This window comes from Umezawaea sp. NPDC059074 (assembly GCF_042738955.1).
Classification (GTDB): domain Bacteria; phylum Actinomycetota; class Actinomycetes; order Mycobacteriales; family Pseudonocardiaceae; genus Umezawaea.
Genome location: NZ_JBHYHC010000006.1, coordinates 114,084 through 128,661, shown reverse-complemented (window position 1 = coordinate 128,661; position 14,578 = coordinate 114,084). Strand labels below are relative to the sequence as shown.

General features: G+C 71.2%; 14 protein-coding genes. 9 read left to right on the top strand and 5 right to left on the bottom strand.

The features are described from left to right. The first annotated feature begins 5 nt into the window (after positions 1 to 5). Positions 6 to 659, top strand: coding sequence for a CatB-related O-acetyltransferase (locus tag ACFWW9_RS05000; protein WP_390371616.1), 654 nt, complete (start codon positions 6 to 8; stop codon positions 657 to 659). Here the strand turns inward: ACFWW9_RS05000 and ACFWW9_RS04995 are convergent. After that, positions 646 to 1,470, bottom strand: coding sequence for an SAM-dependent methyltransferase (locus ACFWW9_RS04995; protein WP_390371508.1), 825 nt, complete (start codon positions 1,468 to 1,470; stop codon positions 646 to 648). The genes ACFWW9_RS05000 and ACFWW9_RS04995 overlap by 14 nt on opposite strands. Positions 1,471 to 1,546: 76 nt before the next feature. Next, a complete protein-coding gene (locus tag ACFWW9_RS04990; RefSeq protein WP_390371505.1) occupies positions 1,547 to 2,323 on the bottom strand; it encodes a leucine-rich repeat domain-containing protein in 777 nt (258 codons plus the stop codon). 100 nt (positions 2,324 to 2,423) lie between these two features. Between ACFWW9_RS04990 and lon the strand changes: the two genes are divergently transcribed. Further along, the gene (gene lon / locus ACFWW9_RS04985; protein ID WP_390371503.1) at positions 2,424 to 4,799 is read left to right on the top strand and encodes an endopeptidase La; all 2,376 of its coding nucleotides are present in this window, start codon (positions 2,424 to 2,426) and stop codon (positions 4,797 to 4,799) included. A 72-nt stretch (positions 4,800 to 4,871) separates the two neighbouring features. Here lon and ACFWW9_RS04980 read toward each other — a convergent pair whose 3' ends face one another. Further along, positions 4,872 to 5,351, bottom strand: coding sequence for a hypothetical protein (locus ACFWW9_RS04980; RefSeq protein ID WP_390371501.1), 480 nt, complete (start codon positions 5,349 to 5,351; stop codon positions 4,872 to 4,874). 160 nt (positions 5,352 to 5,511) lie between these two features. Here ACFWW9_RS04980 and ACFWW9_RS04975 point away from each other — a divergent pair, with 160 nt between their 5' ends. Both ACFWW9_RS04975 and ACFWW9_RS04970 read left to right on the top strand, forming a co-directional pair. Then, positions 5,512 to 6,042: a YbhB/YbcL family Raf kinase inhibitor-like protein gene (locus tag ACFWW9_RS04975; RefSeq protein ID WP_390371498.1), complete on the top strand. Its 531-nt coding sequence runs from the start codon at positions 5,512 to 5,514 to the stop codon at positions 6,040 to 6,042. 69 nt (positions 6,043 to 6,111) lie between these two features. Next, complete coding sequence (locus tag ACFWW9_RS04970; RefSeq protein ID WP_390371613.1) at positions 6,112 to 7,488, top strand: mycothione reductase; 1,377 nt, start codon at positions 6,112 to 6,114, stop codon at positions 7,486 to 7,488. Between the two features lies 1 nt (position 7,489). Here the strand turns inward: ACFWW9_RS04970 and ACFWW9_RS04965 are convergent, their stop codons facing one another. Next, complete coding sequence (locus tag ACFWW9_RS04965) at positions 7,490 to 8,644, bottom strand: MFS transporter (protein ID WP_390371496.1); 1,155 nt, start codon at positions 8,642 to 8,644, stop codon at positions 7,490 to 7,492. A 158-nt stretch (positions 8,645 to 8,802) separates the two neighbouring features. On the opposite strand from ACFWW9_RS04965, the gene ACFWW9_RS04960 reads away from it, so the two are divergent. The 5 genes from ACFWW9_RS04960 to ACFWW9_RS04940 are packed head-to-tail and all read left to right on the top strand — an operon-like array spanning position 8,803 to position 13,618. After that, on the top strand, positions 8,803 to 9,471 hold the full coding sequence (locus ACFWW9_RS04960) for a FadR/GntR family transcriptional regulator (protein WP_390371493.1): 669 nt from the start codon (positions 8,803 to 8,805) through the stop codon (positions 9,469 to 9,471). Positions 9,472 to 9,516: 45 nt separating this feature from the next. Beyond that, positions 9,517 to 10,611 carry an epoxide hydrolase family protein gene (locus tag ACFWW9_RS04955; RefSeq protein WP_390371490.1) on the top strand — a complete coding sequence of 365 codons (1,095 nt, stop codon included), beginning with the start codon at positions 9,517 to 9,519 and terminating at the stop codon, positions 10,609 to 10,611. Beyond that, entirely contained in the window at positions 10,608 to 11,693 is a 1,086-nt protein-coding gene (locus tag ACFWW9_RS04950) for an epoxide hydrolase family protein (protein ID WP_390371487.1), read from the top strand. The genes ACFWW9_RS04955 and ACFWW9_RS04950 overlap by 4 nt, the downstream gene beginning before the upstream one ends. Then, positions 11,694 to 12,758, top strand: a complete 1,065-nt coding sequence (locus ACFWW9_RS04945; protein ID WP_390371484.1) for a winged helix DNA-binding domain-containing protein — start codon at positions 11,694 to 11,696, stop codon at positions 12,756 to 12,758. Then, a complete protein-coding gene (locus tag ACFWW9_RS04940; protein ID WP_390371481.1) occupies positions 12,752 to 13,618 on the top strand; it encodes an aminoglycoside phosphotransferase family protein in 867 nt (288 codons plus the stop codon). The genes ACFWW9_RS04945 and ACFWW9_RS04940 overlap by 7 nt, the downstream gene beginning before the upstream one ends. Here the strand turns inward: ACFWW9_RS04940 and ACFWW9_RS04935 are convergent. Continuing rightward, entirely contained in the window at positions 13,550 to 14,524 is a 975-nt protein-coding gene (locus ACFWW9_RS04935) for a LysR family transcriptional regulator (RefSeq protein ID WP_390371478.1), read from the bottom strand. The two genes, ACFWW9_RS04940 and ACFWW9_RS04935, sit on opposite strands and share 69 nt — an antisense overlap. Positions 14,525 to 14,578 lie beyond the last annotated feature (54 nt).

The following is a 14,578-nucleotide window of genomic DNA, read 5'->3' as shown; positions in this document are numbered from 1 at the left end:
TGCCCATCGCCCCGAGCCCGGACCAGCTCTACCCGCTCCCCGACCACCCGCGGGTCGTGCTGCTCAAACCGTTGATCACCTCGCCGACCATCGAGGTCGGCGACTACACCTACTACGACGACCCCGACGACGCCACGGCGTTCGAGCGCCGCAACGTCCTGTACTCCTACGGGGCCGAGAAGCTGGTCATCGGCAAGTACTGCGCCATCGCCGCCGGGACCACGTTCATCATGGCGGGCGCCAACCACCTGACGACCGGCGTGTCCACGTTCCCGTTCACCATCTTCGGCGGCGACTGGGCGGAGTCCACAGTGGACCTGATGCTGGCCAACCCGTCCAAGGGCGACACCGTCGTCGGCAACGACGTGTGGTTCGGCTACCGCACGATGATCATGCCCGGCGTGACCGTCGGCGACGGCGCGATCATCGCCAGCGGCTCGGTCGTGGTGTCCGACGTGCCGCCGTACACGATCGTCGGCGGCAACCCGGCCAAACCCGTGAAGGCCCGCTACACCGAAGCCGAGACGGCCCTGCTGCTGCAAGCCGCGTGGTGGGACTGGCCGGTCGACCTGGTCACCACCCACGTCCGCACCATCATGTCCGGCACCCCGGCGGACATCGGCGAGATCGCCCGCGCGAACGGGCTCATGACGGGGTGATCGCCTCCGACGACCCGAAGGGCTTGCGGGCCACGCCGACGTACGCGCTGATGTAGGCGTCGTCGGAGTCCGGGCGCCATTCGGGGAGGAGGACGACGCCGGGGTCGACCAGGTCCAAGCCGTCGAAGAAGCGGGCGATCTCGGCGGCTGAGCGGAGCACCAACTGGGCGTCCGTGCGCTGGTAGACGGCTTGGACGCGTTCGCCGCTGGTGACGCTGTCCTGGGGTACGCCGTCGAGGCTGCCGTGGGAGATGGCCAGGTAGCTGCCGGGGACGACGGCGTCTCGGTAGCGGGCCACGGCGGCGTGCGGGTGGTCGCTGTCCGGGACGAAGTGCAGGGCCGCGGCGAGCAGGACGGCGATCGGGCGGTCGAAGTCCAGGAGGGCCCGGATCTCCTGGTTGGCGAGGACCGCGTCGGGGTCGCGCAGGTCTGCTTGGACGGCGACGGTGAGCGGGTCCTTGGCCAGCAGGGCGATGCTGTGCGCCACCGCGACCGGTTCCACGTCCACGTAGGCGACTCGGCTGTCCGGGTTGACCTGCTGGGCGATCTCGTGGACGTTGCCGACCGTCGGGATGCCCGAGCCGAGGTCGAGGAACTGGTCGATGCCCTCCCCGGCCAGGTAGCGCACGGCGCGCCGCAGGAAGTCCCGGTTGGCGCGGGCCGCGCCCGCCATGCCGGGGTAGATCTTCTCGATGGCCTTCGCCGTCTCGCGGTCGACGGCGAAGTTGTGGGACCCGCCGAGGAAGTAGTCGTACATCCTGGCGACGCTCGGCCGGGTCAGGTCGACCGAGGACGGCACCCACTGGTCCACGACGTTCCCTCCCGTTGCTCGGTGTCGATCAAACTCCTGATCCTTCCGCGCCGCGTGACGACCTGTCCAGGCGCGATCAGGTGAGAACGACGCAACCCCGGCGTTCCAGGTCGAGCAGCCACACGGGCATGGACAGCGACTTGTTCCACCGCAGGTCCAGCTTCTCCAGCGCGGGCAGGCCGCCGATCACGTCCGGCAGCGCCGTCAGGGCGTTGTTGCGCAGGTCCAGCACCCGCAGCGCCGCCAGCGAGCCGATCTCGACGGGCAGCCGGACCAGGTGGTTGTCCCGCAGGCTCAGCTCGCGCAGGTCGACCAGCTCGCCGATCGACGGCGGCAGCGAGGTGAGCACGTTGTCGCGGAGGTGGAGTTCACGCAATCGGGTGAGATTCCCGATGGACGACGGCAGCTCCGCGAGCCGGTTCCCGTAGAGCCGCAGCTCGCGCAGCCCGACCATCCCGCCGAAGGTCTCCGGCAACGACGTCAGCAGGTTGTCCGTGATGTTGAGGTACCGCAGCTTCACCAGCCCGCCGAGCGACTCCGGCACGGACGTCAGCCGGTTGTCGCTGAGGTAGAGGTACCGGTCGAGCGAGGTCAGGTCGCCGAGGGAATCGGGCAGGGCGGTCAGGGCGTTGTGCCCCAGGTCCAGGGTGTGCAACGTGGTGAGGCCGCTGATCTTCGGCGACACCTCGCCGAGGCGGTTGGCCGCGACGTTGAGCATCCGGAGCTCGCCCAGCTCCCAGAGCGCGTCGGGCAACGCCGTGAGGTCGTTGTCGTACGCGCTCAGCTCCCACAGGTCGGGTGGGAGGTCGGGGAACTCGGTCAGCCCTTGGCCGTCCAGGTCGAGGGTCCGCATCGGGACACCCTAGGTGCTCGCTCAGAGCGAACGCCCATCGGAAACAATCCCCGGCTCTACTTGGTTGAGCCAGTCAGACTCAACTTTGGAGGGTGAACTGATGGGCAGGACTCTGGCTCTTCCGGTGTTGCCCCTCGACGACGTGGTCGTGCTCCCCGGCATGGTCGTCCCCATCCGGCTTTCCGGTGCGGACGCCAACGCCGAGGCCCGCGCCGCCGTCGAGGCCGCCACCGCCGCCGCCGAGAGCGGGACCAAGGCGCAGCTGCTGCTGGTCCCGAGGCTGGACGGCAAGTACGCCAAGGTCGGCACGCTGGCCGTGATCGAGCAGGTCGGCAGGCTGTCCGGCGGCGAGCGCGCGGCCGTGGTGCGCGGCACCGAGCGGGTGCGCATCGGCACCGGCACGACCGGGCCGGGCGCGGCGCTGTGGGTCGAGGCGACCGTCGCCGACATCCCAGCCTCCGACGAGCACACCGCCGAGCTGGTCCGCGAGTACCGCGGGCTGGTCACCACGATCCTCCAGCAGCGCGGCGCGTGGCAGGTCGTCGACTCCGTGCAGCAGGTCGACGAGCCGTCGGCCCTCGCGGACCTCGCGGGCTACGCCTCGTACGTGACCGAGGAGCAGAAGGTCTGGCTGCTGGAGACGAACGACGTCAACGCGCGGCTGGAGAAGCTGCTCGTGTGGGGTCGCGAGTACCTGGCGGAGCTGGACGTCGCCGAGACGATCCGCAAGGACGTCAAGGAGGGCATGGAGAAGCAGCAGCGGGAGTTCCTGCTGCGCCAGCAGCTGGCCGCGATCCGCAAGGAGCTGGCCGAGCTGGACGGCAAGCCCGCGACGGAGGAGCAGGACTACCGGGCCCGCGTAGAGGGCGCCGACCTGCCCGAGCACGTCCGCAAGGCCGCGCTCGCCGAGGTCGACAAGCTGGAGCGCACGTCCGACCAGTCCCCCGAGGTCGGGTGGATCCGGACGTGGCTGGACACGGTGTTGGAGCTGCCGTGGAACGAGCGCACCGACGACGCCTACGACATCCTGGGCGCGCGCGCCGTGCTGGACGCGGACCACTCCGGGCTGGACGACGTGAAGGAGCGGATCACCGAGTACCTGGCGGTGCGCCGCAGGCGGACCGACCGCGGCATGGGCGTCGTGGGCGGCCGTCGCAGCGGGGCCGTGCTGGCCCTCGTGGGTCCTCCCGGCGTCGGCAAGACGTCGCTGGGCGAGTCCGTCGCACGGGCCATGGGCCGCAAGTTCGTCCGCGTGGCGCTGGGCGGCGTGCGCGACGAGGCCGAGATCCGCGGCCACCGGCGCACGTACGTCGGCGCGCTGCCCGGCCGGATCGTCCGCGCCATCACCGAGGCGGGCACGATGAACCCCGTCGTGCTGCTGGACGAGATCGACAAGGTCGGCTCGGACTACCGCGGCGACCCGACGGCCGCGCTGCTGGAGGTGCTGGACCCGGCGCAGAACCACACGTTCCGCGACCACTACCTGGAGGTCGACCTCGACCTGTCGGACGTGGTGTTCCTGGCCACGGCGAACGTGCTCGACACGATCCCGGCGCCGCTGCTCGACCGCATGGAACTCGTGCAGCTCGACGGCTACACCGAGGACGAGAAGGTCACGATCGCCCGCGACCACCTGCTGCCCCGGCAGCTGGAGAAGGCCGGCCTGACGCCCGAGGAGGTCACGATCTCCGAGGACTCGCTGCGCAAGCTGGCGGGCGAGTACACCCGTGAAGCCGGTGTGCGGCAACTGGAACGCGGCCTCGCGCGCATCCTGCGCAAGGTCACGGCCAAGGTCGCGATGGACGAGGACATCCTGCCCGTCGGCGTGGACGTTCCCGACCTGCGCGGCTACCTCGGCAAGCCCAAGCACACGCCGGAATCCGCCGAGCGCACCTCGGTTCCCGGTGTGGCAACGGGTCTGGCCGTGACGGGCGCCGGCGGCGACGTGCTGTTCATCGAGGCCTCGTTGGCGGCCAAGGACTCCGGCGCGAGCGGCGTCACGTTGACGGGGCAGCTCGGCGACGTGATGAAGGAGTCGGCGCAGATCGCGCTGTCCTACCTGCGGTCGCACGACGAGGAGTTCGGGTTCGGCGTCGGCGCGCTGGCCGAACGGGGCGTGCACATCCACGTCCCCGCGGGCGCGGTGCCGAAGGACGGCCCGAGCGCGGGCGTGACCATGACGACCGCGCTGGCGTCCCTGCTGTCGGGCCGACCCGTTCGCTCCGACGTGGCGATGACCGGCGAGGTGTCGCTGACCGGCCGCGTGCTGCCGATCGGCGGCGTCAAGCAGAAGCTGCTGGCCGCCCACCGGGCGGGCATCACGACCGTGCTGCTCCCGGCGCGCAACGAGCCCGACCTGGACGACGTGCCCGCGTCGGTCCGCGAGGCGCTGACCGTGCACCTGGTCGCGGACGTCCGCGAGGTGCTGGTCCACGCCCTGGAGCCCGCCTCGTCGGCGGTGACCGCCGCGGCGTAGCCGTCGCCAGGACGTGAAAGGGCCCCCGCTCGGTGATCGAGCGAGGGCCCTTCCTCGTGCGGCGCCTAAGAACTAGACGCCGATGTCGATGACGACGCGCGTCGGGTTCTCCAACACGGTCACCGTCTGCCAGGTGGCCCGCCGGTACCCGAGCCCCACCGTCAGCTGCCCCTCGAAGTCACCGGTGATCGCGAACCCCTGCACGTTCGCCAGCTGCGGGGTCGTGAACTTCCGCGGCCCGGTGTACGTCGGGTTGCCGTTGTCGTCGTGAGCGGCCCCCGGCCACGCCACGACCTGGTAGAAGAACGTCCCCGGCAGGTCGACCGGCTTGCCGGACCCGTCGTAGACCAGCTCCGGCACGACCTGCGCGAACGGGATCGTCGGCTTCGGCCCGGTGAAGTCCAACACGATCCGGTCGTACGTGGCGTGCGCCCCGACCCGGACGTTCGTGAGCAACGGCGTGCTCGGCGCCGCCGACGCGGTCGACACCATCGTCAGCACAGCGGTGAACACGGCGAACAAGACCGCGACCGCGCGCAAGCGAGTGTTCATGGCTACCCCTCCCCAAGTTGGCCAAAAGCGCTCCGCCCCGAGAAGCGCCCACCCATTAGAGACGCCCGACCACCCCCGCGGGTTGCGAACGGCGGAAACTGCGCCGCCCTGGTGGTCGCACTAGGCTCGGAATCCCGAAGATCACCCCCTGGAGGACTCCATGAGCCTTGAGCGTCCCGCCGCTCCCGACCCGTACTCGCTGCTGCCCGCGGTGGACTCGTTCAGCGTGACGTCGACCGACGTCCGCGACGGCGAGGCGCTGGACCAGGCGCAGGTGTTCGCGGGTGGCAACACGTCGCCGCAGTTGAGCTGGTCCGGGTTTCCCGAGGGCACGAAGAGCTTCACCGTGACGTGCTTCGACCCGGACGCGCCGACGCCGTCGGGGTTCTGGCACTGGGTGGCGGTGAACCTGCCCGCGTCCGTGACCGAGCTGGCCGCCGGTGCGGGTGAGAAGGACGGCACGCTGCCCGGTGACGCGTTCCACGTGCGGTCCGACTACGGCACCCGCGCGTTCGGCGGCGCGGCCCCGCCGGAGGGCGACCCGGCGCACCGGTACTACTTCGTGGTGCACGCGGTGGACGTGGAGAAGCTCGACGTGGACGGGGACGCCTCGCCCGCCGTCGTGAGCTTCAACCTGGCGTTCCACACGCTCGCGCGGGCGATCATTACGCCGGTCTTTCAGCAGACCTGAGCGGGAATCGCACGGCCGTCCTGCCCGTTTGAGAGAGTGGCACCCTCACCTACCAGGCAGGACGGCATCGTGCGGCACTTCGACCTCGTCATCATCGGCAGCGGCTCCGGGAACTCGATCCCCGACGAGCGGTTCGCGGACCAGCAGATCGCGATCGTCGAGAAGGGCGTGTTCGGCGGGACGTGCCTCAACGTCGGCTGCATCCCGACGAAGATGTTCGTGCACACCGCCGACGTGGCCTCGACCCCTCGCGGAGCGGCGAGGTTCGGCGTGGACGAGCACCTGGACGGCGTGCGCTGGCCGGACGTGCGGGACCGGATCTTCGGCCGCATCGACCCCATCTCGGCAGGCGGGCTGCGCTGGCGGGCCGAGGGCAACCCCAACACGACCGTCTACCAGGGCACCGCGAAGTTCGTCGGCCCGAAGACGCTGGACACCGGCACCGGCGAGGTCATCACCGCCGACCGGTTCGCCATCGGCGCGGGCAGCAGGCCGGTCATCCCGGACGTCGTGGACCTCGACACCGTCGACTACCACACCAGCGACACGATCATGCGGCTCGACGAGCTGCCCGAGAGCATGGTCATCCTCGGCAGCGGGTTCGTCGCGGCCGAGTTCGCGCACGTGTTCTCGTCGTTCGGCGTGAAGGTCACCCTCATCGCGCGCTCGAACATGCTGCTGCGCCACGAGGACCACGAGATCGCCGAGCGCTTCACGGAGATCGCCGCCGAGAAGTGGGACGTCCGGTTGCAGCGCAAGACCGTGCGCGCCGAACGCACCGACACCGGCCTCCGCCTGCACCTGGAGGGCCCGGACGGGGCCGAGGTCGTCGAGGCCGACACGCTGCTCGTCGCCGTCGGCCGCACCCCGAACTCCGACCTGCTCGACCTCGCGCAGACCGGCGTGACCACCCACCCGGACGGCCGGATCGTCGTCGACGAGTTCCAGAAGACCGTGGTGGACGGCATCTACGCGTTCGGCGACATCAGCTCCGAGCACCAGCTCAAGCACGTCGCGAACCACGAGGGCCGCGTCGTCCAGCACAACCTGCTGCACCCGGACGCGCCGAAGGCGTCGGACCACCGGTACGTGCCGTCGGCGGTGTTCTCGTCGCCGCAGATCGCGTCCGTCGGCCTCACCGAGGAGCAGGCGGTCGAGCAGGGCGTGGCGTACGTGAAGGGCAGCCAGGCCTACGCGTCGATCGCCTACGGCTGGGCCATGGAGGACCAGACCGGCTTCGCCAAGGTCCTCGCCGACCCGAAGACCGGCAAGATCCTCGGCGCGCACATCATCGGCCCGCAGGCCCCGACCGTGATCCAGCCCCTCATCCAGGCCATGAGCTTCGGCCTGGACGCCCGCTCGATGGCGAAGGGCCAGTACTGGATCCACCCGGCCATGCCGGAACTCGTCGAGAACGCCCTGCTCAACCTGCCGCTCGAGGACTGAGTCAGACGGTGCGGGGACGGCCCGCGATGGAGCCGAGCACGGTCAGCGCCACGACCATGCCCGCCAGCAGCGCCATCGAGGCCGTCCACGCGCCCGTCGAGTCGCGCAGCAGGCCGAACGTGAACGGGCCCGTGCCCGCCAGCAGGTAGCCGATGCTCTGGGTCATCGCCGACAGCCTGGCCGTGTCGGCCGTGGTCGACGTGCGCAGCGACACCATCACGATCGCCAGCGGGAACATCCCGCCCATGCCCAGGCCCACCAGCAGCACCCACAGGCCGGGTGCGGCGCCCGGTGCGAACGCCAGGCCCAGCACGCCGGACAGGGACAGCAGGCCGAGCACGATCACCATGCCGGTCTGCGACGGCCAGCGGGCGGCCAGCGGCGGGACGATCAGGCTGACCGGGACGCCGAGGACGACGGTGATGGCGAGCAGCAGGCCCGCCGTGGTGCGGTCGACGCCCGCGTCGCCCAGGATCGCGGGCAGCCAGCCCATCACCGTGTACGCGAGCATCGCCTGAAGCCCGAAGAACACCGTCATCACCCACGCCAGCGGCACGCGCAGCAGCGACCGGCCCGCGGGGGCGCCCGTCACGCGGCCCGCGACGCGGCGGGACCCGGCCAGCCACAGCACCAGCGCCGCCAGCGACAGCAGCGCCCACGCGCCGACCGCCGCCCGCCACGAGCCGAGGAACGCCTCCAGCGGCGGGGTCAGCGCGGCGCCCATGGCCGCGCCCGCCGCGAGGGCCGCGGTGTAGACACCCGTGACGAGGCCGAGTTTCGTGGGGAACGAGTCCTTGACCACCACGGGGATGAGGACGTTGCAGAGGGCGATGCCCGCGCACGCCACGAACGTGCCGCCGAGCACCACGAACGGGCCGTCCACCACGCGCAGGACCAGCCCGACCGTGAGCAGCAGCAGCGCCGCTCCGACGGCTCGTTTGAGGCCCAGGCGGCGGCCGATCCACGGGGCGGCGAACGCGGCGCCGCCGAAGCACAGGGTGGGAACGGCCGTGAGGAGGCTCGTCCACCCCGCCGACACGCCGAGACCCGCTCTGACGTCGCCCAGGACCGACGCGAGGCTCGTGACAGCCGGTCGCAGGTTGGCTGCCGCGAGAGTGACGCCCGCCGCCAAGAGGATGCCCCCCGTGACAGCCACTTGTCGGTGTCGTCCTACGGGTTCGACCACTCCGTGTGCTTGAACCGTCGCGGAAACACCACGATCGGTGGCAGTGTTATCACTCGACGGTATCGATCGCGGAATCGTCACCCGACTACTGTCCCAGACATGGGATGTTCGGATGAAAGGACTTTGCTGTGCCATTGGCCACTACCCGGCGGGCCGGCCTCGTCGATCAGGTGATCGACCAGATGAGAGGGGCCATCAGCAGCGGCGAATGGCCCGTGGGCCGCCGCATCCCGCCGGAACCGGAACTGGTCCAGGCCCTGGGGGTCGGCCGCAACACCGTGCGCGAGGCCGTCCGGGCGCTGTCCCACGCGGGACTGCTGGAGGTCCGGCAGGGCGACGGCACGTTCGTGCGCGCCACGAGCGAGATCTCCGGCGCGGTGCGCAGGCTGTGCGGCAACGAACTGCGCGAGGTGCTCCAGGTGCGCCGGACGCTCGAGGTCGAGGGCGCGCGGTTGGCCGCGTCGCACCGCACGGAGGACGACCTGCGCAAGCTGACCGCGCTGCTCGCCGAGCGGGACGCGGCCATGGCCGCCAAGGACTGGGAGCGGATGATCGAGCACGACGCCGCCTTCCACGGACTGCTCGTCCAAGCGTCGCACAACACGCTGCTCGCCGAGCTATACCGCGGCTTGAACGAAACCGTCCGCGCGAGCATCACGGCCACGGTGGACGAGGACCTCGACCCGCCGGTGTCGCACATGGGCCTGCTGGACGCCGTGCGGGACCGGGACCCCATTCGCGCCGCCGCCGAGGCAAGCGGTTTCCTGGAGGACATCCTGCAACGCCACGGCTACTGACATCACGGACTGAAAGCGTCCGCGATCCCTCCTATGGTGGAACCCATGGAGCCCTATCGGATCGAGATCCCGGAGTCCCAGCTCGACGACCTCCGCGCCCGGCTCGCGAACACCCGCTGGCCCGCCGAACCCGAGGGCACGGGGTGGTCCGACGGCGTGCCCGTCGCGTACCTGCGCGACCTCGTCGAGCACTGGCGCACGCGGTACGACTGGCGGGCCTGGGAAGCGCGGCTCAACGCGTTCCCCCAGTTCACGACGACCATCGACGGCGCGAACGTCCACTTCCTGCACGTCCGCTCCGCGAACGAGGACGCGCTGCCGCTGGTCCTGACCCACGGCTGGCCCGGTTCGGTCGTGGAGTTCCTGGACGTGGTCGAGCCGCTGTCGCGGGACTTCCACCTGGTGATCCCGTCCATGCCCGGCTACGGCTTCTCCGGTCCCACCCCCGACACCGGCTGGAACGTGCCCCGCATCGCGGCGGCGTGGGCCGAGCTGATGGCCCGGCTGGGCTACGACCGCTACGGCGCGCAGGGCGGCGACTGGGGCTCCGCCGTGTCGCGCGAACTCGGGATCCTCGACGCCGAGCACGTGGTCGGCGTGCACCTGAACATGCTGGTCACCCGTCCCGACGACGACCTGACCGGCCTGACCGACGACGACCGCGCGCGGCTCGGGCGCCTCAAGCGGTTCGCCGACGACGGGTCCGGCTACCAGCGGATCCAGGGCACGCGCCCGCAGACGCTGGCGTACGGGCTGACCGACTCCCCGGTCGGGCAGCTCGCCTGGATCGTGGAGAAGTTCAAGGAGTGGACCGATTCCACGGACGTACCGGAGGACGCCGTCGACCGCGACCACCTGCTCACCAACGTGATGGTCTACTGGCTCACCGGCACCGCGGGGTCGTCCGCCCGGCTGTACAAGGAGGCCGTGAAGTCCTGGGGCGCGGTCAAGCCGTCGACCACCCCGACCGGCGTGGCCCTGTTCCCCGGCGAGATCGCCCTGCCGGTGCGGTCGATCGCCGAGAAGACCAACACCATCGTGCGGTGGACCGAGTTCGACCGGGGCGGCCACTTCGCCGCCATGGAGGAACCCGACCTGCTCGCCGCCGACGTCCGCACGTTCTTCGGAGACCTCAAGTGAAGCCGTTCCGCATCGACGTTCCCCAGGAGCAGCTCGACGACCTCGCCGCGCGCCTGGCCAACACCCGCTGGCCCGCCCAGCCCGCCGGGTCGGGCTGGGCCGACGGCGTGCCGGTCGACTACCTGCGCGAGCTGGTCGAGCACTGGCGCACGCGCTACGACTGGCGCGCCTGGGAGGCGCGGCTCAACGCCCTCCCGCAGTTCACCACGACCATCGACGGCACGACCGTCCACTTCGCGCACGTCAAGTCCCCCAACGAGAACGCGCTGCCGTTGATCCTCGTCCACGGCTGGCCGGGCTCGTTCGTGGAGTTCCTGGAGGTGGTCGAACCGCTGTCGCGCGACTTCCACCTCGTCATCCCGTCCATGCCCGGCTACGGCTTCTCCGGGCCTCAGCCGGACACCGGCTGGACGACCAAGCGCATCGCGGCCGCGTTCGCCGAGCTGATGGCGCAACTCGGCTACGACCGCTACGGGGCGCAGGGCGGCGACTGGGGCGCGACGATCGCCCGGCGGCTGGGCGTGCTGGACGCCGAGCACGTCGTCGGCGTGCACGTGAACTTCCTGCTGGCGAACCCGCCCGCCGACCGGTCTGCGCTGTCCGACGACGACAACGACCGGCTGGACGACCTCGCGCGCTTCGCCGCCGACGGGTCCGGGTACCGGGCGATCCAGGCCACCCGGCCGCAAACGCTCGCGTACGGGCTGACCGACTCCCCGGTCGGGCAACTCGCGTGGATCGTGGAGAAGTTCAAGGAGTGGACGGACTCGGAGAAGCTGCCGGAGGAGGCCGTCGACCGGGACCACCTGCTCACCAACGTGATGATCTACTGGCTCACCGGCACCGCGGGCTCGTCCGCGCGGCTGTACAAGGAGTCCCCGAACCGGTTCCAGGACCGTTCGACCACGCCCACCGCGGTCGCCGTGTTCCCGGCGGAGATCGCCCGGTCGGTGCGGGCGCTGGTCGAGAAGCACACGACCGTGGTGCGGTGGACCGAGTTCGACCGGGGTGGCCACTTCGCCGCGCTGGAGGAGCCGGACCTGCTCGCCGAGGACGTCCGCGCGTTCTTCCAGAGCTTGTAGATGCTGGACAACCGCACGCTCAACCGCACCACGCTGGCCAGGCAGATGCTGCTGGAACGGCACGACCTGGAGCCCGAGCAGGCGATCGAGCGCCTGGTCGGGCTCCAGGCCCAGGCCACGGCGTCGCCGTACGTCGCCCTGTGGTCGCGGCTGGCGGACTTCGACGCCCATCGGGTCGGCACGATGCTGGTGGACCGCACAGCGGTCCGCACGACCCTCATGCGCGGCACGCTGCACCTCGTGACGGCCCGCGACTGCGTGCGGCTGCGGCCCGTGCTCCAGGCGATGCTGACCCGCACCACGACCGCCGGGCGCGTCCCGACGGGCGTGGTCTTGGCGGATCTGGTGGCCATCGCGAAACCGCTGCTCGACGCCGCGCCGATGACCAACGCCCAACTCGTGGCCGCGGTGACCGAGAGGTGGCCGGACCACGGGGTCAGCGGCCTGGGCACGGTGCTCCAGTCCCTGCTGCCGATGGTGCAGGTGCCGCCGCGCGGGGTGTTCGGCCGCAGCGGATCACCGCTCAACGCCGCCGCGTCCACGTGGCTGGGCAAGGACATCCCGGACGCGGCCCCAGCGGACGACGCCGTGCTCCGCTACCTGGCCGCGTTCGGGCCGGCGACGGTCGCGGACGTGGCGGCGTGGTCGAGGCTGACGGGCCTGCGCGCAGTCGTGGACCGGCTGGACCTGGTGCGGTACCGCGACGAGGCGGGCCGGGAACTCCTGGACGTCCCGGACGGCGTCCTCACCGACCCGGAAACCCCCGCACCGCCCCGTTTCCTGCCGGACTTCGACAACGTCCTGCTGTCCCACGCCGACCGCACGCGAATCATGACCGACGAACACCGGAAGCTGTGGGGCGGCGTCCTGAACGGCGTGTTCCCACCCAGCTTCCTGCTCGACGGCTACCTCAGCGGGACCTGGAAGGCCGACAAGGGCGTCCTGTCCATCACGCCGTACCGGAAGGTGTCTAAAAGGGACCAGAGCGCGTTGACTCGGGAAGGCTTGAAACTGCTGGACTTCCTCGCGCCCGGCAAGGACCACGACGTGCGGTTCACGTGCTGACCGTTCCCCCGGCGTTCGCCGAGGCGACGGTCGTGCGCGAAGGCGACGCAGGCAGCACGTGGATCGGCGAACTCCCCGCGCTGGTCGAGGAATTCCTGGAACGCTGGTCCTGCACGGTGTCCGGGCCTCCCGCGCACGGCTCTGTCGGCGTGGTGCTCCCGGTCGTCCGCGCGGACGGGTCGGACGCGGTGCTCAAGCTGTCGTTCCCGCTGGCCGTCAACGCCGCGGAACCTGTCGTGCTGACGGCGTGGAACGGCGACGGCGCGGCCCGACTGCTGGACCGCGCCGACGACCGGTACGCGATGCTCCTCGAACGCCTGTCCCCGTTGGGGGACGAGGTCCCCGACCCGTTCACCGCCGTGGGACGGCTCGCCCGCCGCTTGGCCGTCCCCGCACCGCCCGGCCTGCCCTCGCTGGCCGAGCGAGCGCTCCAGTGGGTGGACGAGGTGCCCGCGCACGCCGCTCGCCTCGGGAACCCGTTGGGGCGCAAGGTGGTGGATGCCGCCGTGGCCAACGCGCGGGAGATGGCGGCTGACGACCCCGCCGTCCTGGTGCACGGCGACCTGCACTTCGGAAACCTGCTGCGCCGCGACGGCGACCTGACCGCCGTGGACCCGAACGGTTTCGTCGGCGACCCGGCCTACGACTTCCTGCCGCTGCTGCGCGGCGAGTGGTATGCCCGGCCCCCGGACGTGGAGCGGGCGATCGCCGAGTTCGCCGACGCGGCCGAGGTCGACCGCGAGCGGGTCCGGCGCTGGGCGCAGGCGCGGGCGGCCGAGTCGGCGTTGTGGTCACGAGACCTCGGCGAGCCCTCCTGGGTCACCGACGTGGTCGACGCGATCGCCGGCGACCTCGCCTGACGCCGTGCTGCGGTGCTCCCAGCCGCTGCGGAGCGCCGCCAGCGTGGCCGTGATCGCGGGGCGTCTGCTGGCCGTCGCGCGCCACACCGCGAACAGCCGTCGCGTTGGTGTGGGGTGCAGGGCCACGGCTCGGACGGTCGGTGGGAGGGGGCCGCGGCCGAGGCGGGGGAGCAGGCCGACGCCGATGCCCTGGGACAGCAGGGCGATCTGGGTCTCGTACTCGCCGACGCGGTGGGCGAGGTCCGGTTCCATGCCCGCCGCGCGGAACGTCTTCACCAGCCAGTCGTGGCAGATCGTGCCCTCGGGCTGGCAGATCCACCGCTGGTCCGCCAGGTCCTCGGGCACCAGGAACGGGCGGTCGGCCAACGGGTGCCCGGCGGGCAGCAGGACGTCCGCGACGTCCTGGCCGAGGGTGCTGCGGGAAAGGGACTCGGGGATGGCCAGCGGGGCGTTGTCCCAGTCGTGGGTGACGGCCAGGTCCAGTTCGCCGCGCGCCACGGCCTCCAGCGCGAGCGGCGGGTCCAGTTCGACCGTGCGGACGTCCAGCGCCGGGTGGTGGGCGATCAGGTCGGCCAGGACGATCGGCAGCAGGCCGCGCGCGGCCGTGGCGAAGGAGCCGATGGTCAACGTGCCGACGGCGGCCCCGCGCTGCTCCTCCAGGGTCACCTCGGCCTCCTCGACCAGCGCCAGCACCTGCGCGGCGGTGGCCGCGAGACCGAAGGCGGCGTCGGTGAGCGTGACGCCCCGGCCACGGCGTTCCAGCAGCGTGGTGCGGGTCTCGCGTTCGAGTTTGGCGATCTGCTGCGACACCGCGGACGGCGTGAAACCCAGCACGGAGGCGGCCGCGCCGACCGATCCGTGAGTGGCGACGGCGTGCAGCGCGCGGAGCCTGCCGAGATCCATCATGTAGCAATGCTAAACCCTTGAGTGAAGGAGATATCGCTAGTGCTTAACGGTTGA

Excerpts from the sequence above, each read along its gene's own strand:
- ACFWW9_RS04990 (WP_390371505.1), bottom strand. The coding sequence starts at position 2,323 with ATGCGGACCCTCGACCTGGACGGCCAAGGGCTGACCGAGTTCCCCGAC.
- ACFWW9_RS04975 (WP_390371498.1), top strand. The coding sequence starts at position 5,512 with ATGAGCCTTGAGCGTCCCGCCGCTCCCGACCCGTACTCGCTGCTGCCC.
- ACFWW9_RS04945 (WP_390371484.1), top strand. The coding sequence starts at position 11,694 with ATGCTGGACAACCGCACGCTCAACCGCACCACGCTGGCCAGGCAGATG.
- ACFWW9_RS04980 (WP_390371501.1), bottom strand. The coding sequence starts at position 5,351 with ATGAACACTCGCTTGCGCGCGGTCGCGGTCTTGTTCGCCGTGTTCACC.
- ACFWW9_RS04935 (WP_390371478.1), bottom strand. The coding sequence starts at position 14,524 with ATGATGGATCTCGGCAGGCTCCGCGCGCTGCACGCCGTCGCCACTCAC.
- ACFWW9_RS04955 (WP_390371490.1), top strand. The coding sequence starts at position 9,517 with ATGGAGCCCTATCGGATCGAGATCCCGGAGTCCCAGCTCGACGACCTC.
- lon (WP_390371503.1), top strand. The coding sequence starts at position 2,424 with ATGGGCAGGACTCTGGCTCTTCCGGTGTTGCCCCTCGACGACGTGGTC.